Here is a 19,210-nt window from a genome sequence, read left to right as displayed (position 1 = left end):
TCAGCGCGTCTTGCATGCTTGATTCTCTGTTTCTGCTGGGGTTTGGCGACGGCGGCTGGGGCGGCGCCCTGCTGGCAGGCGCCGTCGTCACGCTCACCATGTCGCTGTGTTGCGTGCCTTTCGGCCTGCCGCTGGGCTTGCTGCTGGCCATGGGCACGCGCTCGCGCCATCGCGTGCCGCGCGCCCTGGCCACGGTCTTTTCCACCGTCTTTCGCGGTCTGCCCGAACTGCTGACGCTGTTTCTGGTGTATTACGGCTCGCAGATCGCCATCAATGCGCTCATGGCGCGCTTTGGCTACGTGATGGAAGGCACGCTCAACGCCTTCGTGGCCGCTGTCATTGCCTTCAGCCTGGTGCTGGCGGCGTTTTCCAGCGAAGTCTGGCTGGGGGCCTACAAGGCCTTGCCGCGTGGCCAGTTCGAGGCCGCACATGCCCTGGGGCTGTCGCGCACCACCACGCTGTTTCGGGTGACGCTGCCGCAGCTGCTGCGTATCGCCTTGCCAGGTCTGTCCAACAACTGGCTCACGCTGCTGAAAGATTCGTCCCTGGTGTCCACGATTTCGCTGGTGGACATCATGCGCCAGACCAACCTGGCCGTTTCGGCCACCAAAGAGCCCGTGCTGTTCTACGGCGCGGCCTGCATTCTGTACCTCATCCTGTCCGCCGTCTCCGGGCTGGCCTTCTCGGCCGCCGAGCGCTACTTCGGGCGCCACGCCCAGGAGGCCCGCTGATGGATGCCTGGCAGACGCTGCTTGCGCCGCTGCTGCAGTCGCCGCTGGTCGAGCGCTACGGGCCGCGCATGCTCGAAGGCCTGTGGGTCACGGTCGAACTCGTCGCCCTGTCGTATTTCGTCGGCATGGCCCTGGGGCTGCTGCTGGCGTTGGGCCGCCAGTCGCCGCGCAAGTCGCTGCAATATTTTTGCCGTGCCTACATCTACGTGCTGCGCGGCTCGCCGCTGCTGGCCCAGCTGTTCCTGGTGTACTACGGCATGAGTTCGTTTCGCCCCTGGCTGCAGCAGGTCAACCTCTGGTGGTTTTTCCGCGATCCCTGGTATTGCACGGTGCTCGCGTTCACGTTGAACACCGCCGCTTACCAGGCCGAAATTTTTCGCGGCAGCCTGTTGGCGATTCCCAAAGGCCAGCTCGAGGCCTGTCACGCGCTGGGCCTGGGCCGCGCCACGCGCTTTTTCAAGGTGGTGCTGCCCCAGTCGATGCTGGTGGCCATCGGCCCCCTGGGCAACGAACTCATCCTGATGGTCAAGGCCAGTGCCATTGCCTCGCTGGTCACCATCTATGACCTGATGGGGGTGGCGCGTCTGGCCTATTCGCGCAGCTTCGACTTCGCGGCGTATCTCTGGGCGGCGGTGTTCTACCTGCTCATCGTCGAACTGCTGCGCCGTGGGCTCAAGCGGGCCGAGGCCCGCTTGTCCCGGCACTTGGCCGGGTAGGGGGGGCGCCGCATGACACCAACCACCGCGCAGCCGCCCGCGTACGACGTCATCGTCCTGGGGGCGGGCATCATCGGCGTATGCACTGCGCTGCACCTGCGGCAGCGGGGCCGCCGGGTCTGCCTGCTCGACCAGGCAGAGCCAGGCTCGGGCACCAGCTATGGCAATGCCGGGCTCATCGAGCGCTCCAGCGTCGTCCCTTATGCCTTCCCGCACGATTTCAAGCGCATCTTGCGCTACGCGTTCAATCGCGAGGCCGACGTCTGCTACCGGCTCGACGCCCTGCCGGGCTTGGCGCGCTGGCTGTGGCGCTACTGGCGCGAGTCGGCGCCACGCGCGCTCGCGGCGGCGGCGCGCGACATGCTGCCGCTCATTGAAGGCAGCATCCGCGAGCACCAGCCCTTCATCGAGGCGGCGGGGCTGGAGCGGCTCATCCGGCAAGATGGCTGGATCGACGTCTACCGCAAAGCGCGCGGCCTGGAACAGGCCGCCGCCGAGGCACGCGCGCTGAGCGCGCACGGCCTGCGCTTCGAGGTGCTGGATGCCCAGGCTCTGCGCGCGCGTGAACCGGGCGTGCTGCCCGCCTTGCGCGGCGGCGTGCATTGGCTCGACCCCTGGACGATCACCGCGCCGGGCGAACTGGTGCGGGGATACGCGCAGCTGTTCGAGGCGGGCGGCGGGCAGCTGCTGACCGCCTGTGCGCAGCGCATCGAGCCCACAGGCACAGGGTGGCGGGTGGTGGCCGGGGCGCAGGCCTATGCGGCCACCGACCTGGTGGTGGCGCTGGGGCCGGATTCTCCGGCGCTGCTCGAACCCCTGGGCTACCGTTTTCCGCTGGCGCTCAAGCGCGGCTATCACCTGCATTACCAGCCGCGCGCCGACGCCCCCGCGTTGACGCGCCCGATCTGCGATTCGGCGGGTGGCTACGTGCTGGCCCCCATGCGGCAGGGCATCCGCCTGACCACGGGCATCGAGCTGGCCCGGCCGGGGGCCGCGCCCTCGACCACGCAGATCCGCCGCGCCCACGCGCTGGCAAGCCACATCTTTCCGCTGGGCGCGGCCATCGAAGCCCAACCCTGGATGGGGCGGCGCCCCTGCCTGCCGGACATGCGGCCCATCATCGGCCCCGCGCCGCGGCATCCAGGGCTGTGGCTGAACTTTGGCCATGCGCACCATGGCATGACGCTGGGGGCGGTGTCGGGCCGCCTGCTGGCCGAACTGATGACGCGCGAAACCCCTCTCACCAACCCCGCGCCTTACCGCGCCGCCCGTTTCTTGTGACCCCACGCTTGGCATGAACGATACTGCTTCCGATTCCGCGCATTCCTCCTCGTCGGCCGCGGCCCGGCCAGACGCCGCGCAGGCGGCGCCCGTGGTCGAGATGCGCCAGGTGAACAAGTGGTACGGCAACTATCAGGCGCTGCACGCGATCGATCTGCAGGTGGCGCGCGGCGAGCGCATTGTGCTGTGCGGCCCGTCGGGTTCGGGCAAATCGACGCTCATCCGCTGCGTCAACCAGCTCGAACGCATCGACCAGGGACACCTGGCCGTGCTGGGGGCCGATCTCGGCCAGGCCTCGCCCGCCGCGACCCAGGCGTTGCGCAAGGTGGGCATGGTGTTTCAGCACTTCAATCTGTTTCCGCACATGTCGGTGCTCGACAATTGCACGCTGGCGCTGCGCTCGGTCAAGAAGCTGGGCAAGCAGGCCGCCGCCGAGTGCGCCCTGCATTATCTCGACCAGGTGGGCATCGCCAACCAGGCCGCCAAGTATCCCACCCAGCTTTCGGGCGGCCAGCAGCAGCGCGTGGCCATTGCCCGCGCCATCTGCCTCGAACCGGAAATCATGCTCTTTGACGAGCCCACGGCGGCGCTCGACCCCGAGATGGTCAAAGAGGTGCTCGAAGTCATGGTGCGTCTGGCGCAGACCGGGATGACCATGCTGTGCGTCACGCACGAAATGGGCTTTGCCCGGCGCGTGGCCGAGCGCATCCTGTTTCTGGACGAAGGACACCTGCTGGAAGATACCGCACCCGGCGAGTTTTTCGATTCCCCACGCACGGAACGCGCGCAGACGTTCCTGCGGCAAATCTTGTAGCGCCAGGAGCTGCTGACCATGCCTTCTTCGACGACCCCGGTTCAATACGCCGACGCCGCCCGCACCCGCGCGCTGCTGCCTTTCGCCCCGCTGATGCAGGCATTGGCGCAGGCCGCCCAGGATCTCGCGGCGGGCCGCATCCAGGCCCCCGCCCGGCAGGCGGTGCCGCTGCCCACGGAAAGCGGCACCATGCTGTCCATGCCGGCCACGGCGCCCGACGTCAGCATCCACAAGCTGGCCAACATCACCCCGGCCAACCGCGCGCTGGGCTTGCCCACGCTCAACGGCGTGGTGTCAGTCTACGACAGCGTCACCGGACAGCTGCGCCTGCTGCTCGACGGCCCCACCGTCACCACCCGGCGCACGGCCGCGGTGTCGATGCTGGGGGTGCAGTACCTGCTGCCCGCGCCGGCGCCGCGCCACGCGGCCATCTTTGGCACCGGGGCCCAGGCCCACGTCCATGCCGAGGCCTTGCTGGCGCTGTACCCGGACGTCCGCATCGACGTCATTGGGCGCACGCTTGCTCAGGCGCAGGCTTTTGCGCAGGGCTTTGCCGACGGACGGGTGCGCGCCGCGGACACGGTTGCCGCCGCGGCCGATCTGCTCATCACCGCCACGACCAGCGCGCGGCCCATCTACGACGAGGCCGCTCGTCCCGAACGCCTGGTGATCGGCGTGGGGGCCTACCGCGAAGACCTGGCCGAGATCGGTGCCCGCACCCTGGGCGCCAGCGCCCTGTACGTCGATGACCTGGTGGGCGCGCGCCACGAGGCGGGCGACTTCATCCAGGCCGGCATCGACTGGGCATCCGTCCACAGCCTGGCCGATCTGGTCATGGGGCGCCAGCCCGCGCGCCAGCCCGCTGTTTTCAAATCCGTGGGCTGCGCCGCCTGGGATCTCGCCGCCGCCCGCTGCGCGCTGGCGAACGCGGGCTGACACGCGCCGGGATGCAGCCGCCACCGGCTTCCTGCGCGCTGTCGGGCCGTTGCGCACACGAGTCTGCAGCATGCGGATAGCAGCCGCGGTCAGCGGCCAGGCGCCGGGATCGGCTCAGGGTTTTTCTTGATGGATGTTAAGAACAGGGGGCCGCTATAAGAGTCGGATGGTGAGGATTTCACATGCTGACTTCGCATAGCGGGCCGGGACGAATGCCCACGGCCATCTGCCACTTGCTCGATTGTCCGGATCGCCTGCTGTTCGCGTCGGGCGACCTCGAAGAAACCCAGCTGCGGGTCAGCGGCGTCATGCAGTCCCACCGCCTGCGCGTGCCGGGCAGCGGCAAAAGCCTGGATGCCGCCATGCATCACTTCGGTCTGGGCGAGGTGTCGCTCAGCCATTTGCGCTATGGCGCCGCCGTGTGTATCGAGCCCGATCCGCTGGGTGACTTTTTCCTGGTGCAGATGCCGCTCCATGGCTGCGCCGACATCCGCAGTGGCGGGCAGGCCATTGATTCCGATACCGAGCTGGCCTCGGTGCTCAATCCGGATGACGAGGTGCATATGCACTGGGGCGCTGGCAACGACCAGCTCATGCTGCGGCTGTCGGGCTCTTTGCTTGAGCGTACCCTGGTGGGTCTGCTTGGACATCCGCTCGATGCGCCGCTGCGCTTCGACCTGGGCTTTCGCTGGCGAGAGAGCTTCCCCTGGCGCAGCCTGCTTGCGTACCTGGCCGATTGCGCAGCGCAGTGCCCCGATTTCTCGCAGCACAAGCTTGTAGTCTCCAGCGTCGAACAACTGGCAGCCTCGGTGCTGCTGGCGGCGCACCGGCACAACTATACCGACGCGCCGCCAGTGCGCTGCACCACGATTTTGCCGCGGCACGTGCGCCGCGCCCAGGATTATCTTCAGGCGCATGCGCACGAACCCGTCTCGGTCGAACAGCTCGCTCTGGTGGCGGGCATCAGCGTACGCAGCCTGTACGCCGGTTTTCGGGATTTTCTCGGCACCAGCCCCATGAATTATTTGCGCGATCTGCGCCTGCAGCGGGTGCGCGCCGAGCTGCTGGGCGGCGCCACAGGCAACGTGACAGGGGTCGCCTTGCGCTGGGGCTTCTCGCACATGGGGCGCTTCAGCACCGACTACAAGCGCCGCTATGGCGAAACGCCCGGCCAGACCCTGCGCCGCCGCGCTTAGTCGCCCCCGCCGCCCCCGGTTCATGAAGCGCGGGCGTCGGGGGGCGTGGCTGCGGTTTTAGCGGGGGGCAATCATGTCGGCCACCAGGCAGCCGGAGCCCGCGCCCAGGCCTGGCCCGGGGTGGCTGCTGGCTCCCACGTGGTAGACATTGCGCACGTGCGTGTGGTTGCCGCGCGCGCCGTGGCTGCCGGCAAAGGGCCTGAGCCAGAAGAACTGGTCGGGCGAACAGATGCCGGAATAGGGGTCGCCGCCCACCAGGTTGCAGTTCAGTGCTTCCAGATCCGCGGGCGAATAGGCCCGCCGCCCCACGATGCGCGCCTGCAGCCCCGGCATCACGGTTTCCAGGCGCTGCTGCACCCGGTCGGCAAAGGCCTCGCGCACCGCCTCCGTCCAGCGGCCGTCCGCCGGGACGTCAATCTGTCCGGCGACGTCGCCCTTGATACGGCTGGGCAGCTCCTGCATCTGAATCCAGAGTATCCAGGCGCCCGCCGGCGCGCGTGATGCATCGACGGCCACGGGCTGGCCGATGCCCAGGGTCGGACGCTCGGGCAGCCAGCCATTGTTGGCTGCCGTGACCGAGGCGCAGACCTGCTCCAGACTCTCGGTCAGGTGCACCAGGGGCACTTGCAGCAGTTCGGGGTTGCGCCATGCGGGCGGCGCGTTGAGCGCAAAGTGGATCTGCATGTCCCCGCGCCCGTAGCGGTAAGCGGCGGCGTGCGCCTGGATGGCCTCCGGGGCCTGGGGCAGCAGGCGGCCGTAGAGCTGTTGGGGCGTGACGTTGCAGACCACGGCCTCTTGGGCCTGAAAGCGGCGCCCGTCGGTCAGCTGCACGCTGTTGGCACGCTGCCGCCGACCCTGGCCATGCAGTTCGATACGCTGGGCCTGGGCGTCGGTCAGCAGCTGTCCGCCGTGCTGTTCGATGATGCGCACGAGCGCTTCAACCAGGCGCGAGCCGCCACCCTTGACCACGGGCATGCCCGCGCTGACGACGGCGGCCAGCGTCAGTTTGCCAATCAGGGCGGATGAGGCGTCGTCCGGGCCCAGCCCCGAGTGCAGCGTCCAGGGTGCCATCAGCGCCCGGGACTGGGCCGACTGCAAGGCGTGTTCCGACCAGCGACGGAAGCTTTCCAGTGCCCGCGCGGCATAGGCGGCCAGGCCGTCCACGCCGCGTTTACGCCATTCTTTGAACAGCAGCTTGAGCAGGCCGCGTCCGTACAGATTCTGGCCCAGCAGGCCGAACGTCAACGCGGCGTCGGTGCCGAACAGCTGGGCCGCGGCGGCTTCGAGCGCCTTGCCGTCGCCGGGCGCGAGCGCTTCGAGGCGCCGTACCGCATCGGCAAGATCTTGCCGCAGCGCCAGCGCCTGGCCATCGGGCTGCGCCAGGCCGGTGGCGTAGTCCGAGTACAGAAACGTGACGCCGGCGGCTTCCAGCGCCGGGCGCAGCTCGGCGTAGCCGGGGCTGCCGACGAAGAGCGGATACCAGGAAGACATCACCTCGTGGTGGTAGCCCGGAAACAGTTCTTCGGTGCGGATGCAGCCGCCCGCGCGCGCATTGCGTTCGAGTACCAGCACCCGTTTGCCGCGCAGCGCCAGCAGGGCCGCGCCCACCAGCGAATTGATGCCGCTGCCGACGAAGATCACATGAGGAACCGCGCCTGTGTTCATGCCTCACTCCACCAGGGCCAGAACGCGCAGGGGACTGCCTGAACCGCCCTCGATCTTCAGCGGCGCCGACAGAATGAGCGCCCCTTGCGGCGGCAGCTGATCCAGATTCTTCAGACATTGCAGGCCGTAGCGGTTGGCGCCGTGCATCAGCGTATGGCAGGGGTAGGCCGTGGGCCAGGCATGGGATTGCCCCGCATCGGTGTTGATGGTCTCGACGCCGAAGCCGTGCACGGCGCGCTCGTGGATCATCCATTCCACCGCCTCCTGGGTGGGGCCGGGCGTGTGCGCGCCGTCTTCGCGCATGTTGAGAAAGGCCTGGGCGTCTTGCGCGCGCAGCGACCAATCGGTGCGAAACAGCACCCAGGCGCCCTGGGGTATGCGGCCGTGGCGCTGCTCCCAGGCTTTGAGAAAATCGGCTGTCAGCAACCAGTCGTCATCGGTGGCGACTTCGGCGCTGGCGTCGATCACCACGGCGGGCGCGACGAATTGGTGTGCTGGAATGGTATCGACGCTGTTGTCGGGGTGCTCGCGGCCCGTGATCCAGTGGGCGGGTGCGTCGAAGTGGGTGCCCGTGTGCTCGCCGCACGAGAAGTTGTTCCAGTACCAGGCCGGGCCCGCCTCGTCGTAGCACGAGATGCGTTCAATCTGGAAACCTTGCACTTGGCCGAACTGCGGCGGCAACTGCAGGGCCGGGAATGAGGGGCTCAGGGTCTGGGTCAGGTCGATCACGCGAATCTGGCCCGAGGCCAGTCGGGTGGCCAGCGCGGGCAGGAAAGCCGAAGTGTCGATGCTCATGAGGGGTCTCCGGGAGAAAATGGCGGGGTCTGGCGCCAGGGATGCCGCGCACGGCGCGGCGTGTGTGCCATGCGCGGATGATGACGAGGGGACGGTGTTCAGAGCGGCATGACGAGCTTGAGCCAGAATTTGTCGCCGCCAAAACGGTTTTCCACCAGGGTTTCGTGTTGCCATTGCGCGGTGAGTTGCAGGCCCTTCTTGGTGGTGTAGTTGACGCTGGGGCCGAAGGCCAGCACGCGTCCCTTGCGGCCTTCGGACCAGGGGCCCAGCGCCGGGGAGATCGCCTGGCCGTCGAGTTCATCGTTGGTGGTCTGCTGCAGGTAGTAGCCCGAGACCCCCACGGCCCAGGGGCCGAAATGCTTGCCCAGCAGGAAATCGGCATGAAATTCGTCGCCCGAGCGGTAGTCCATTTTCGGGCCGCCCTTGACCGGGCTGAACGAGGTGTTGGTGGTCTTCATGTTGTACATGAATTTGGCCGAAGCCTCCCAGCCCTGCGCATTGAGGTACGTGGCGGCAAAGACCGGCTCGAAGCTCCAGTAGTTGGCGCCGATGCTGCGCCGCGGCTCGCCGGAGTGATAGTCGCCCGTGGGGGCGTAGACATCCAGGGCCGCCACCCAGTGCCAGCTGCCCCGATGCCAGGACAAAATGAAGGGGCTGATGGTGATGTCCCCCAGGCTGGACTCCGTATCCGCGCCGCCGCCCATGCGGATGCGCTGGTGCACCAGCGGCGCGATGATGTGCCAGCCCCAGTTGCCGCCCAGGATCTGGTGCTCGGTGATGTGAATGAAGCGCAGCGCGTCGAACCAGGCGTCCACACTGGCGCCGCCGACCTTGTCGCCATTGCCGTCGCGCAGCTTGCCGCTGTAGTAGCCCGCGTAGTTGAGGAAATAGCTGCCGGGGGGCGGCACGGCTCCGGCCAGCCAGTTTTCCGCGCCGTTGGGGTATTGATCCGCGCCTTCCTTGGCCTGGGCCGTCAGGCAAAGGCCAAGGGCCAGGGTCAGCGCCGTTGCGCATGTCTTGAGCTTCATGGGTAGGTCTCCGGTATGGGATCAGGTGGCGGCGGTGGCGGGCTGGTGTTCCTGGATCAGACGCTCGGCGGCCTGCATGTCGTGCCAGGCGGGGAAATAAGCGGGTGGGTGGTTGAAACCATTAGCCAGGAAGCTCGCCAGCGCGGGTGACTGGTTGGCGGCCCCCAGCAGCTTGAGGGCCTGGGGCGGCGGCGGGGTGAGCAGAGAATTCGTCCATTCCACGACCCAGCGGGCATAGTCCCAGAAGGCTTCGAAGGTCTGCTCCATCCAGCCGCGCGTATAGGGCTGGTCGCCGTGGGCGAGGATGGCGTCCAGATAGACCTTGGCCGCCTTGGTGGCGTTGTTTGAACCCTGGCCCGTGATGGGGTCGTTGACGCACACGGCGTCGCCCATGCCGAACACCAGGCGGCCCGAGGGCAGGGTGAGCACGGGTTTGCGCACGGTGGGGGCGAACGCGCCCGCCAGCACGCTCTTGCTGTCGGTCAGTTCCACGTGGCGGGCGCGGGCGCCTTCCCAGGGCAGATAGGTGTCCAGAAAACGCCGTGAGGCCGCCAGGTGTTCTTGCGGCGAGTGGACGTCGCGCCAGAAATCCAGGGGGCCGCCGGGCACCCCTTCGAACACCATGATGTCGCACGGGCCGCTCAGCGTATAGGCGGGAAAGACGAAGTACTCGCCGATCCCGGGCAGCAGGTTGAAGGACACGCGCGAGTAGTCCGGCTTGGGCTCCAGGCCGTGAATCTGGGTCAGCGCCAGGGCCCGCTGCGGCTTGTCGAACGGCGAGCGGGTCGCGTCGCGCTCGAAGAGCCGCACCACGTCGCCCTTGCCCGCCGACAGCAGCACCAGGTCGTGATTTTGCGTGAGCGCTTCCAGTTCGGGTACGCCCACGTTCTGGATCAGCACCTGGCCGCCCTGGGCTTCGAGTTTTTCCAGCCAGGCGGCCATCTTCACGCGCTGATCCACCGACTGAGCCGGTTTGTGCAGGCGCGCGCTCCAGTCGATGGCCTTTGCCGTCGGGTCTTGCGGGTGGGGAACCGTATAAGCGATGCCCTCCACGGGCGGGCAGACATCGTCCCAGTCGTTGATGTGCAAGTCGCGTTCGATCTGCAGTGCCGGGTCGAAAATGCACTGGCTCGACATGATGCTGCCCTGGCGGATGTCCGTCGGTGTGCGGTTGGTGACGACAGTGACTTCGTAGCCTTTTTCCAGCAGCCCGAAGGCCAGGGGCAGGCCGGATTGGCCCGCGCCCACGATTGCTATGCGTGACATGTGTGTTCTCCTTTGGGGGGCGAGGTGTTCCCGAATGGGAATCTTGTGCAGCTTGCTGCACGGCGCGCGCTTGCCCGAACGCCGCTCGTGCATGGGGTTTGGTCGATGGCCGGGGACTATTGCGCCAGGCGCGGGATGGCGGCGCTGGCCTGTTCCGGCCCCATGGCCGAGTAGCCGCCGTCCACGGCATAATCGGCACCCGTCACGAACGAGGCGTGTTCCGAGAGCAGGAAGGCCACGACGTCGCCCACCTCGCGCGGGTCGCCCACGCGCCCCAGCAGGTGAAAGTCGCGCGCGACCCGGTCGGTCTTGGCGCGGTCACCGCCCGTGAGCTCGTCCATGACGCGCGACCACGTCCAGCCGGGAGAGACTGAATTGACGCGGATGCCGTCGGCGGCGAAATCCAGGGCCAGGTTGCGCGTCAGCTGCACGAGGCCCGCCTTGGAGACGGGGTAGAGCCAGCGCCCGGCCTGCGCCACCTTGGACGAAATGCTGGTGAAGTTGACGATGGCCCCGCCCCCGGCCTGTGCCAGGTAGGGGTGCGCCGCCCGGCAGGCCATGACGGCGCTCACCAGGTTGACGTTGAGCGCGGCCAGCCAGTCATTGCGTCCTGATTGCCGCCCTTCGTCGAGATAGGTGGCCGCCAGGTTGACCAGGCCGCCGAGCCGTCCGAAATGGTTGACCACGGCGGCGATGCCCTCTTGCAGCTGTTCGTCGTCGGTGATGTCCACTGGCCAGAAGCGGATGCCGTCCGGGTCGCTTGCCTGCAGACGTCGGCCCCCCTCGACATCGATGTCGAAGACGGCCACCCGGGCGCCGTAGCCGCGCAGCGCCTGGACGACGCCCGCGCCGATCAGTGTGGCGCCACCTGTGACGATGACCACTGTGTCCTTGAGTCCCTTCATGCTGCCTCCTTGGCATTCTTGCTCGACTATTCGGTGCAAAAACCGGCGCTTTCATCAAAGACCGATATTGCTTTAGTTATGAATTGAATAGTGCTGAAGAATGCCGGGCAGGCCTATCACGATAGTGCGGCGCTTATCCGCGGATTGCGCTTATTGCCGCTGGGCGGTGTCATGGCAGACGCGGGTCGGTGCGCGCCGCCCCTCGGTTCTGGCGGGAGCCGCGGGGGTCGGCTGCGCCGTGTCGGTCTATTCTGCGTCGACGCGTGTCGTCTTGGCGGCGGCCCGCCCGCGCAGCCATTCGAGCACCAGCAGCAGGCTGGTGGAAAAGAGGATCAGGATGGTGGCGACCGCCGCAATCACCGGGCTGATGTTCTCGCGGATACCGGTGAACATCTGCCGCGGCAGGGTGACTTGCTCGGGCCCCGCCAGAAACAGGGTGATGACGATTTCGTCGAAGGCCGTGGCGAAGGCGAACAGGGCCCCGGCGATCACGCCGGGAGCGATGATGGGCAGGGTGATCTTGAAGAAGGTTTCGATGGGCCCCACGCCCAGGCTGTAGCTGGCGCGCAGCAGATTCGGATCGAAGCCCTGCAGCGTGGCCGAGACGGTAGTGACCACGAAGGGGGCGCCGATGGCTGCCAGCGCCAGGATGAGCCCCGGGTAGCTGTTGACCAGGCCGTAGGGCGCGAAAAACAGGTAGATGCCCAGGCCGGTGACCACCAGCGGCACGATCATGGGCGAGATGAGCACGGCCATCAGCAGCCCCTTGCCGGGAAACTGCGCGCGGTGCAGGCCGGCGGCGGCCAGCGTGCCCAGCACCGTGGCGATGAGCGTGGCGGCGGGCGCCACGATGAAGCTGTTGCGCGTGGCGCGCATCCATTCGTCGGAGTGAAACAGCGTCGTGTACCAGTGCGTGGAAAAGGACTGGATAGGGTAGATGAGCATCGTGCTGTCGCTGAACGACAGTGGAATGATGACCAGCACCGGCAGCAGCAGAAACAGCAGGATCAGCCCGCACAGCGTGCGCAGGGTGTAGTACCAGAGCCGCTCGCTGGCGGATGCATAAGGGGGCAATGGGGTCTTGAGCATGCTGGCCTTCTTAGCTGAGCGCGAGTTCTTTGCCGGAGATTCGGCGGTACAGGGCGTAGAGCAGCAGGGTGCCCGCCAGCAGCAGCAAGCCCAGCGCGCTGGCCATGCCCCAGTTGATCGTCTGGTTGGTGAAGTACGCCACGTAGTAGCTGATCATCTGGTCGCTGGCGCCGCCCAGCAGCGCCGGGGTGATGTAGTAGCCGATGGCGATGATGAAGACCAGCAGCGAGCCCGCGGCGACCCCCGGATAGGTCTGCGGCACGTAGACGCGCCAGAAGGCGGCGAAGGGGTGGCTGCCCAGCGAAATCGCGGCGCGCTGGTAGCTGGGCGGCACCGACTGCATCACGCTGTAGAGCGGCAGCACCATGAAGGGCAGCAGGATGTGCACCATGGCGATGTAGACGCCCAGGCGGTTGAACAGCAGGGGCAGGGGTTCGGAGATGATCCCCAGGTGCATCAGGCCGCTGTTGATGAGGCCTTCGCGCTGCAGCAGCACCACCCAGGCGGCAATGCGCACCAGCACGGACGTCCAGAAGGGGATCAGGATGCAGATGAGCACCAGATTGGCCTTGCGCTTGCTCAGGCGCGTGATCCAGTAGGCCAGCGGGTAGCCCAGCACCAGGCAGACCAGCGTGACCACCAGGCTGATGACGAAGGTGCGCGTGAAGATCGCGCGAAAGGCGGACACGTCCGGCGGAATGGAGACGATGTCGCCGTGGCTGTCCACCCGCAGGTCGAGCGACGCCAGCAGATAGTACGACGACCAGGCGTGGTCGTTGCCGGCGATGGCCTGCCAGTAGCGTGGTTCGTCCCAGCGCTTGTCCAGGGCGATGAGCGCGTCGCGGGCCGCCGCATCGGTATCGGCATGCAGGGGGGCCTTGCGCGCCGTCTTGAAGATGAGCGAACGATAGCCTGAGATCTCGTAGTTCAGGCGCCGGGCCAGTTCGCCCACGGCGCGGGAGTTTTTCGCCTTGCCCAGGTCGTCGCTCAGGGCGCGGTAGGCCGCGGGCGGCACCGGCGCGGCGTGATCCCAGCCTTGCAGGGCCTGCAGGGTGCGCGGCAAAGTCTGGATGACTTCGGGGTTGTCGATGGCGCGGGTGAGCAGCGAGGCGATCGGGATGACGAAGATGATCAGCAGAAAAAGCGCCAGCGGCCCGATCAGGATCAGGGCGCGGGCCGTGCGGCGGCGCTGTGTCGTCCGAAGTGCGTGCCGGATGGCTGCCGGGTTCTCTAGAGTGGTGTCCATCATCTCACCTTGCGGGGTGGGCCGATCCGAAATGGATGGCCCTGGCGCCCGTCGCCCGCGCCGAGCGGCGGTGCTCGGCACGGCGGGTGCCAGGCGGCTGAGCAGGCGTCAGCCGGGGAGCTTATCCGAGATCAGCGGGCGGCCCAGGCCGTGAAACGCTGTTCAAGTTCTTCGCCGTGGTCTGTCCAGAATTCAAGATTGTTGAAAATCGCATCCTTGACGTTGTCGGGCGAATTGGGCACCTTGGCCAGCACTTCGCGGCTGAGCAGCCCGATGGCGCGCTTGCTGACGGGGCCGTAGGCAATGTGCTCGGAGTAGGCCGCCTGGGCCTTGGGCGAACTGGCGTATTTGATGAATTCGATGGCCTGCTCTTTGTTGGCCGAACCCGTGGGGATGACCCAGTAGTCGAAGTCGTAGACGCTGCCCGGCCAGGAGATTTTCAGGTTGCGGCCTTCGCGCTGCGCGGCGTCGATGCGCCCGTTATAGGCCGAGGACATCACCACATCGCCCGCCGTGAGCATTTGCGGCGGCTGGGCGCCGGCCTCCCACCACTGGATGTTGGGCTTGAGTTCGTCGAGCTTCTTGAAGGCGCGATCCACGCCCTCGGGGGTGGCGAGCACGGTGTAGACGTCCTTGGGCGCCACGCCGTCGGCCATCAGCGCGAATTCGAGGTTGTAGTGCGCGCCCTTGCGCAGGCCGCGCTTGCCGGGGAATTTCTTCACGTCCCAGAAATCGGCCCAGCTGGTGGGCGCGGTCTTCAGGGCGTCGCCGTTGTAGGCCAGCACGGTGGACCACACGAAGGTGCCCACCCCGCAGTACTTGAGCGCGCCGGGCACCATGTCTTCTTTATTGAGCACGGTGGACCAGTCGATGTTCTCGTAGGTGCCTTCTTCGCAGCCGCGGCCCAGGTCGCCGGTTTCGACTTCGACCGCGTCCCACACCACGTTGCCTGCCTGCACCATGGCCTTGACCTTGGCTTGTTCGCCGTTATAGGCGACGGGGATGATCTTCTTGCCGGATTCTTTTTCGTAGGGCTTGATGAAGGCGGCGGTCTGGGCGTCGCCATTGGCGCCGCCGAAGTTGACGACGGTGAGGTCGCGGGCCTGGGCCGGGCCCTGGGCCAGCAGGGCCAGCGGGGTGGACAGGGCGAGGGCCACGAGCAGTGAACGGGGTTTCATGGGCTTGTCTCCGGTGGAATGGCGGTATCAGGGTTGGAAGACGCGAACGTATTGGCGATCGACCTTCAGGGCGATGTCCTGCCCGCGGGTCTGTGCTTCCGGGTTCGCAGCCAGAGGCATCTTGACGAAAAAGGTTTCCGATTCACCGATGCGGCAGCGTAGGCGCACGTGGTCGCCCAGGTAGACCTCATCGACGGTTCGCGCCTGGAAGCGGTTGGGCTGGCCGTCGTGCGCGCCGGGTTCGATGCGTTCGGGGCGGATCGCCACCACGCAGGGGGCACCCGCCGTCAGGTGCTGGACGTTGATGCCTTCAATGAGGGTGCCGTCGTTGAGCGCGACCTGGCAGTGCTCGCCGTCGGTCTGGCGCACGGTGCCTGGAAATTGGTTGCTGTCGCCCACGAAACCCGCCACGAAGCGGTTGCAGGGCGTCTCGTACAGCGTATCGGCGGCGGACACCTGCTGGATGATGCCCTGGTTGAACACGGCAATGCGGTTGCTCATGGTGAGCGCTTCGCTTTGGTCGTGCGTGACGTAGACGAAGGTGATGCCCAGCTGGCGGTGCAGCGCCTTGAGTTCGAGCTGCATGTGTTCGCGCAGCTGCTTGTCCAGTGCGCCCAGCGGTTCATCCATGAGCACGATCTTGGGTTCGAAGACGAGCGCCCGGGCCAGGGCCACGCGCTGTTGCTGGCCGCCCGAGAGCTGGGCCGGGTAGCGCTTGGCAAAGCTTTGCATCTGCACCATGCCCAGGGCTTCGTGGACGCGCCGCGTGCGATCGGCCGGCGCCACCTTGCGCACCTTGAGCGGGTATTCGAGGTTCTGCTCGACCGTCAGGTGCGGAAACAGCGCGTAGTTTTGAAACACCATGCCCAGGTTGCGGTGGTGCGGCGGCACGTCGTTCAGGCGCTGGCCATCGAGCAGAATGTCGCCCCCGGTGGGGGTTTCAAAACCGGCCAGCATCATCAGACAGGTGGTCTTGCCAGAGCCCGATGGGCCCAGCAGCGAGAGGAACTCGCCCGGGTAGATGTCGAGATTGAGGTCTCGAACCACCAGGCTTGCGCCATCGTAGGACTTTTGAACCCCTTGGAAACGCACCAGGGGTTCGGCGGGCATTGCAGCGGACATCGGCAAAACCTCCGGGACAGATGCAGCGCCCGATCAGGCGTTGAGTACGAGAGGAAGGATACCCATGTCCGGTCGATGGGAACCATCCGGGATTGTCAGGGGAAGCGCGTGATTCATGGCTTGGTCTCCGTGGTTTGTACGCGGTATCCGCGTTTCGTTTTTTTCACTATACTGAGGTTTTGGTTTGTCAAATAGACCCAATTATCTAATTTTGATGGAGCCAATTTGGAAGCCTTTCTTCTCTCTGAATGGTTGCTCAGGGCATTTTTAGTTCCGGCAGATGGCCCTGTCTATCTGCGTTTATACAAGCTGATCTGTAGAGCCATACTCGAAGGCCACCTGTCCGCGGGCACCCGCCTGCCGTCCACCCGCGATCTGGCCGCCGAGCTGGGCATCGCCCGCAATACCGTGCTGCAGGTCTACGACCAGCTGGCCGAAGAAGGCTATGTACGCGCCGGCGTGGGGCGGGGCACCTACGTCGAAGACATCAGCCAAGAGCTTCCTGGCGCGCTCGAACGTCCGGTGGCCGCCGTGCGGGCCGACGAGCACGCCCCGCCCAGCCTCGAACTCTCTCGTCGGGGCCAGGCGCTGCTGGCTCACCTGGGCTTTTCCAACCTGCAGGCCGGGGCGTTCATGCCGGGCGTGCCCGACGTGCGCGAGTTTCCGCTCAAGGTCTGGATGCGCATCCAGAATCGTCTGTGGCGCACAGGCCCCTGGGATCTCATGCGCTATGCGCCGGCGGGCGGTTACGGGCCGCTGCGCCAGTCCATTGCCGATTACCTGGGCAGCGTGCGTTCGGTGCGCGGCTCGGCCAAGCAGGTGGTCATGACCACCGGCATCCACCAGGCGGTGGATGTCACGGTGCGCCTGCTGTGCGACCCAGGCGACACGGTCTGGGTCGAAGAACCCGCGTACTGGGGCGTGCGCAATCTGGTGGCGTCCGCCGGGCTCAAAGTGGTGCCGGTGCGCGTGGATGACGAAGGCATTTCCCCCGACGGCGACAGCCACCGCCAGCCCCCGCGTCTCATCGTGGTGGCGCCCTCGCACCAGTACCCGCTGGGCATGGTCATGAGCCTCGCGCGGCGCCGCATGCTGCTCGACTACGCGCGCCAGACCTCGTGCTGGATCCTCGAAGACGACTATGACAGCGAATTCCGCTACGGCACGCGCCCGCTGTCCTCGCTGCAGGGCATGGATGAATCGGGCCGTGTCATTTACGCCGGCAGCTTCAGCAAGACCTTGTATCCGGGCCTGCGCGTGGGGTTTCTGGTGGCACCGCCCGCGCTGGCGCCCGCCTTTGCCGACGCGGTGGCCGAGCTCTACCGCGAAGGCAATATGGTCAACCACGCCGTGCTCGACGAATTCCTGCGCGAAGGCCACATGGGCTCGCACATCCGGCGTGTGCGCCGCCGCTATGCCGAGCGGCGCGACTGTCTCATCGAGGCCATCCACCGGCACTTTGGCGACACGCTCGAAGTGGTGGGCGGCGACGCCGGCCTGCACCTGGTGTTGGCCCTGCCCGAAGGGGTGGACGACGAAGTCGTCGTGCGCAACGCCTTGCAAGAGGGGGTCATCAGCCGCCCCCTCAGCACGTATTACCTGGATCGGGCGCATGCGCGATCCGGGCTGTTGCTGGGTTATGCCGGGGTGACGCCTGACGAGATCCGGCCCGCCTTTGATGTGCTCGCGCGCGTCATTGGCCGTTATCTGCAATCTTCTCACTCCAAAGGGGGTCGTCATGACGACACAAGACGCACTGGCACGTAGCGACATCAATTTTCAGCTGCACTCGTACACCAACGCAGAACAACACCGGGTGCAGGGCCCGTGCATCATGGAACGCGGCGAAGGCATCTACGTCTTCGACACGTCGGGCAAGCGCTACATTGAAGGCATGTCGGGCCTGTGGAGCGTGGCGCTGGGCTTCAGCGAACCGCGTCTGGCCGAGGCCGCCCGGCGTCAGATGGAATGCCTGCCCTTCTATCACACCTTCAGCCACAAGACCAACGTGCCGTCCATCCGGCTGGCGGAAAAGCTGATCGGGCTCACCGAGGGCCGCATGGCGCAGGCCTTCTTCACCAATTCGGGCTCCGAGGCCAACGACACCATCGTGAAGATGGTCTGGTACTACAACAACGCCCTGGGGCGCACCAAGAAAAAGAAGATCATTGCCCGCCACAGCGGCTATCACGGCGTCACCGTGGCCGCCGCCAGCCTCACGGGCCTGCCTTACCTGCACAAAGACTTCGATCTGCCCCTGCCGCAGATTCGCCACGTGCGCTGCCCGCACTGGTATCACCAGGCGCAGCCGGGCGAATCGCAAAGCGCCTTTGCCGATCGCCTGGCCGCCGAACTCGAAGCCATGATCGTGGACGAAGGCCCCGAGACCGTGGCCGCCTTCATCGGCGAACCCATCATGGGGGCGGGCGGCGTCATCGTGCCGCCCGAAACCTACTGGCCCAAGATGCAGGCCGTGTGCCGCAAGTACGACGTGCTGGTGATCGCCGACGAAGTCATCACGGGCTTTGGTCGCACCGGCCACATGTTCGCCTCCAAGCCGTTTGGCATCGAGCCCGACTTCATGACGCTGTCCAAGCAGATCACCTCGTCGTACCAGCCGCTGGCCGCCGTGCTCATCAACGAGCGGGTGGCCTCCGTCATCGCGCACCATTCGGGCGAGCTGGGCACCTTCGGCCACGGCTACACGGCCAGCGGCCACCCCGTGGCCACGGCGGTGGCGCTGGAGAACATCGCCATCATCGAAGAGCGCAAGCTGGTGGACAACGCCGCTCGCGTGGGCGCCATCCTGCAAAGCAAGCTGCGCGCCCTGGCCGACCATCCGCTGGTAGGCGAGGTGCGCGGCATGGGGCTCATCGCCGCCGTCGAGCTGGTGTCCAACAAAGACACCCGCGCATCCTTCGAGCCCGCGGGCTCGGTCGGCGCCAAGGTGGTCAAGCAGGCACAAGACAACGGCCTCATCCTGCGCGGCATCAAAGACAGCGTGGCCATCTGCCCGCCGCTCATCATCAGCGAAGCCCAGGTCGATGACCTGGTCGGCTGCCTCAAGCAATCGATCGATGCGGTGGCGCGGGCGCTCTAAAATCAGTGTGTGCGGCCCCCGGTGTCCGGGGGCCGCGTCGGAGACCGGGGTTCTGCGCCGAGCGTGCGCCTGCTGACCCTGGGCGGCGGGCCCGTCGGCATCGGGCCGGGCAAGGTGCCGTGGCCCCCTGTTGTCGGCAAGA

The 19,210-nt window shown here is 66.6% G+C and carries 17 protein-coding genes; 8 read left to right on the top strand and 9 right to left on the bottom strand.

Annotated features, from left to right (window positions below):
- The first annotated feature begins 14 nt into the window (after positions 1-14).
- From CCA01S_RS01315 to CCA01S_RS01290, 6 genes are all read left to right on the top strand, one after another.
- Positions 15-731, top strand: coding sequence for an ABC transporter permease (locus CCA01S_RS01315; protein ID WP_066453003.1), 717 nt, complete (start codon positions 15-17; stop codon positions 729-731).
- Positions 731-1,447 carry an ABC transporter permease gene (locus CCA01S_RS01310; RefSeq protein WP_066453002.1) on the top strand — a complete coding sequence of 239 codons (717 nt, stop codon included), beginning with the start codon at positions 731-733 and terminating at the stop codon, positions 1,445-1,447. The genes CCA01S_RS01315 and CCA01S_RS01310 overlap by 1 nt, the downstream gene beginning before the upstream one ends.
- Before the next feature lie 12 nt (positions 1,448-1,459).
- Positions 1,460-2,728, top strand: a complete 1,269-nt coding sequence (locus CCA01S_RS01305; RefSeq protein ID WP_066452998.1) for an NAD(P)/FAD-dependent oxidoreductase — start codon at positions 1,460-1,462, stop codon at positions 2,726-2,728.
- A 100-nt stretch (positions 2,729-2,828) separates the two neighbouring features.
- Entirely contained in the window at positions 2,829-3,542 is a 714-nt protein-coding gene (locus tag CCA01S_RS01300) for an amino acid ABC transporter ATP-binding protein (protein ID WP_269747417.1), read from the top strand.
- An 18-nt stretch (positions 3,543-3,560) separates the two neighbouring features.
- Positions 3,561-4,478, top strand: a complete 918-nt coding sequence (locus tag CCA01S_RS01295; RefSeq protein WP_180984150.1) for a delta(1)-pyrroline-2-carboxylate reductase family protein — start codon at positions 3,561-3,563, stop codon at positions 4,476-4,478.
- Between the two features lie 182 nt (positions 4,479-4,660).
- Positions 4,661-5,674 carry an AraC family transcriptional regulator gene (locus CCA01S_RS01290; RefSeq protein ID WP_066452992.1) on the top strand — a complete coding sequence of 338 codons (1,014 nt, stop codon included), beginning with the start codon at positions 4,661-4,663 and terminating at the stop codon, positions 5,672-5,674.
- A gap of 57 nt (positions 5,675-5,731) precedes the next feature.
- On the opposite strand, the gene CCA01S_RS01285 is transcribed toward CCA01S_RS01290, so the two are convergent.
- The 9 genes from CCA01S_RS01285 to CCA01S_RS01245 form a co-directional block, all read right to left on the bottom strand.
- Positions 5,732-7,339 (bottom strand): phytoene desaturase family protein, encoded by a 1,608-nt coding sequence (locus CCA01S_RS01285; RefSeq protein ID WP_066452991.1) that lies wholly within the window; start codon positions 7,337-7,339, stop codon positions 5,732-5,734.
- Positions 7,340-7,342: 3 nt separating this feature from the next.
- Positions 7,343-8,134 carry a cyclase family protein gene (locus CCA01S_RS01280; protein ID WP_066452989.1) on the bottom strand — a complete coding sequence of 264 codons (792 nt, stop codon included), beginning with the start codon at positions 8,132-8,134 and terminating at the stop codon, positions 7,343-7,345.
- 98 nt (positions 8,135-8,232) lie between these two features.
- Entirely contained in the window at positions 8,233-9,162 is a 930-nt protein-coding gene (locus CCA01S_RS01275; protein WP_066452987.1) for a SphA family protein, read from the bottom strand.
- Positions 9,163-9,183: 21 nt separating this feature from the next.
- On the bottom strand, positions 9,184-10,428 hold the full coding sequence (locus CCA01S_RS01270; protein WP_066452985.1) for a styrene monooxygenase/indole monooxygenase family protein: 1,245 nt from the start codon (positions 10,426-10,428) through the stop codon (positions 9,184-9,186).
- A gap of 116 nt (positions 10,429-10,544) precedes the next feature.
- Positions 10,545-11,333 carry an SDR family oxidoreductase gene (locus CCA01S_RS01265; protein WP_066452983.1) on the bottom strand — a complete coding sequence of 263 codons (789 nt, stop codon included), beginning with the start codon at positions 11,331-11,333 and terminating at the stop codon, positions 10,545-10,547.
- 246 nt (positions 11,334-11,579) lie between these two features.
- Entirely contained in the window at positions 11,580-12,422 is an 843-nt protein-coding gene (locus CCA01S_RS01260; RefSeq protein ID WP_066452982.1) for an ABC transporter permease, read from the bottom strand.
- A 10-nt stretch (positions 12,423-12,432) separates the two neighbouring features.
- Positions 12,433-13,671, bottom strand: a complete 1,239-nt coding sequence (locus CCA01S_RS01255) for an ABC transporter permease (protein WP_373278618.1) — start codon at positions 13,669-13,671, stop codon at positions 12,433-12,435.
- A 128-nt stretch (positions 13,672-13,799) separates the two neighbouring features.
- Entirely contained in the window at positions 13,800-14,846 is a 1,047-nt protein-coding gene (locus CCA01S_RS01250) for an ABC transporter substrate-binding protein (protein WP_066452981.1), read from the bottom strand.
- A 27-nt stretch (positions 14,847-14,873) separates the two neighbouring features.
- A complete protein-coding gene (locus tag CCA01S_RS01245; protein WP_103035263.1) occupies positions 14,874-15,968 on the bottom strand; it encodes an ABC transporter ATP-binding protein in 1,095 nt (364 codons plus the stop codon).
- A gap of 225 nt (positions 15,969-16,193) precedes the next feature.
- Between CCA01S_RS01245 and pdxR the strand changes: the two genes are divergently transcribed.
- Positions 16,194-17,735, top strand: coding sequence for a MocR-like pyridoxine biosynthesis transcription factor PdxR (pdxR, locus tag CCA01S_RS01240; RefSeq protein WP_066452974.1), 1,542 nt, complete (start codon positions 16,194-16,196; stop codon positions 17,733-17,735).
- Positions 17,707-19,068, top strand: a complete 1,362-nt coding sequence (locus tag CCA01S_RS01235; protein ID WP_066452973.1) for an aspartate aminotransferase family protein — start codon at positions 17,707-17,709, stop codon at positions 19,066-19,068. Before pdxR ends, CCA01S_RS01235 begins: the two co-directional genes overlap by 29 nt.
- Positions 19,069-19,210 lie beyond the last annotated feature (142 nt).

It is taken from the genome of Castellaniella caeni NBRC 101664 (assembly GCF_001592225.1).
GTDB lineage: Bacteria > Pseudomonadota > Gammaproteobacteria > Burkholderiales > Burkholderiaceae_B > Castellaniella > Castellaniella caeni.
Note: the sequence above shows the minus strand (reverse complement) of the source record. Positions and strands in the feature narration are given on the sequence as shown.

Bases quoted from the DNA above. Each gene is read 5' to 3' on its own strand.
- CCA01S_RS01305 (WP_066452998.1), top strand. From the start codon at position 1,460: ATGACACCAACCACCGCGCAGCCGCCCGCGTACGACGTCATCGTCCTG.
- CCA01S_RS01260 (WP_066452982.1), bottom strand. From the start codon at position 12,422: ATGCTCAAGACCCCATTGCCCCCTTATGCATCCGCCAGCGAGCGGCTC.
- CCA01S_RS01250 (WP_066452981.1), bottom strand. From the start codon at position 14,846: ATGAAACCCCGTTCACTGCTCGTGGCCCTCGCCCTGTCCACCCCGCTG.
- CCA01S_RS01300 (WP_269747417.1), top strand. From the start codon at position 2,829: ATGCGCCAGGTGAACAAGTGGTACGGCAACTATCAGGCGCTGCACGCG.
- CCA01S_RS01285 (WP_066452991.1), bottom strand. From the start codon at position 7,339: ATGAACACAGGCGCGGTTCCTCATGTGATCTTCGTCGGCAGCGGCATC.
- CCA01S_RS01280 (WP_066452989.1), bottom strand. From the start codon at position 8,134: ATGAGCATCGACACTTCGGCTTTCCTGCCCGCGCTGGCCACCCGACTG.
- CCA01S_RS01245 (WP_103035263.1), bottom strand. From the start codon at position 15,968: ATGTCCGCTGCAATGCCCGCCGAACCCCTGGTGCGTTTCCAAGGGGTT.
- CCA01S_RS01275 (WP_066452987.1), bottom strand. From the start codon at position 9,162: ATGAAGCTCAAGACATGCGCAACGGCGCTGACCCTGGCCCTTGGCCTT.
- CCA01S_RS01310 (WP_066453002.1), top strand. From the start codon at position 731: ATGGATGCCTGGCAGACGCTGCTTGCGCCGCTGCTGCAGTCGCCGCTG.
- CCA01S_RS01290 (WP_066452992.1), top strand. From the start codon at position 4,661: ATGCTGACTTCGCATAGCGGGCCGGGACGAATGCCCACGGCCATCTGC.
- CCA01S_RS01295 (WP_180984150.1), top strand. From the start codon at position 3,561: ATGCCTTCTTCGACGACCCCGGTTCAATACGCCGACGCCGCCCGCACC.
- CCA01S_RS01270 (WP_066452985.1), bottom strand. From the start codon at position 10,428: ATGTCACGCATAGCAATCGTGGGCGCGGGCCAATCCGGCCTGCCCCTG.
- CCA01S_RS01235 (WP_066452973.1), top strand. From the start codon at position 17,707: ATGACGACACAAGACGCACTGGCACGTAGCGACATCAATTTTCAGCTG.
- CCA01S_RS01315 (WP_066453003.1), top strand. From the start codon at position 15: ATGCTTGATTCTCTGTTTCTGCTGGGGTTTGGCGACGGCGGCTGGGGC.
- CCA01S_RS01265 (WP_066452983.1), bottom strand. From the start codon at position 11,333: ATGAAGGGACTCAAGGACACAGTGGTCATCGTCACAGGTGGCGCCACA.
- CCA01S_RS01255 (WP_373278618.1), bottom strand. From the start codon at position 13,671: ATGATGGACACCACTCTAGAGAACCCGGCAGCCATCCGGCACGCACTT.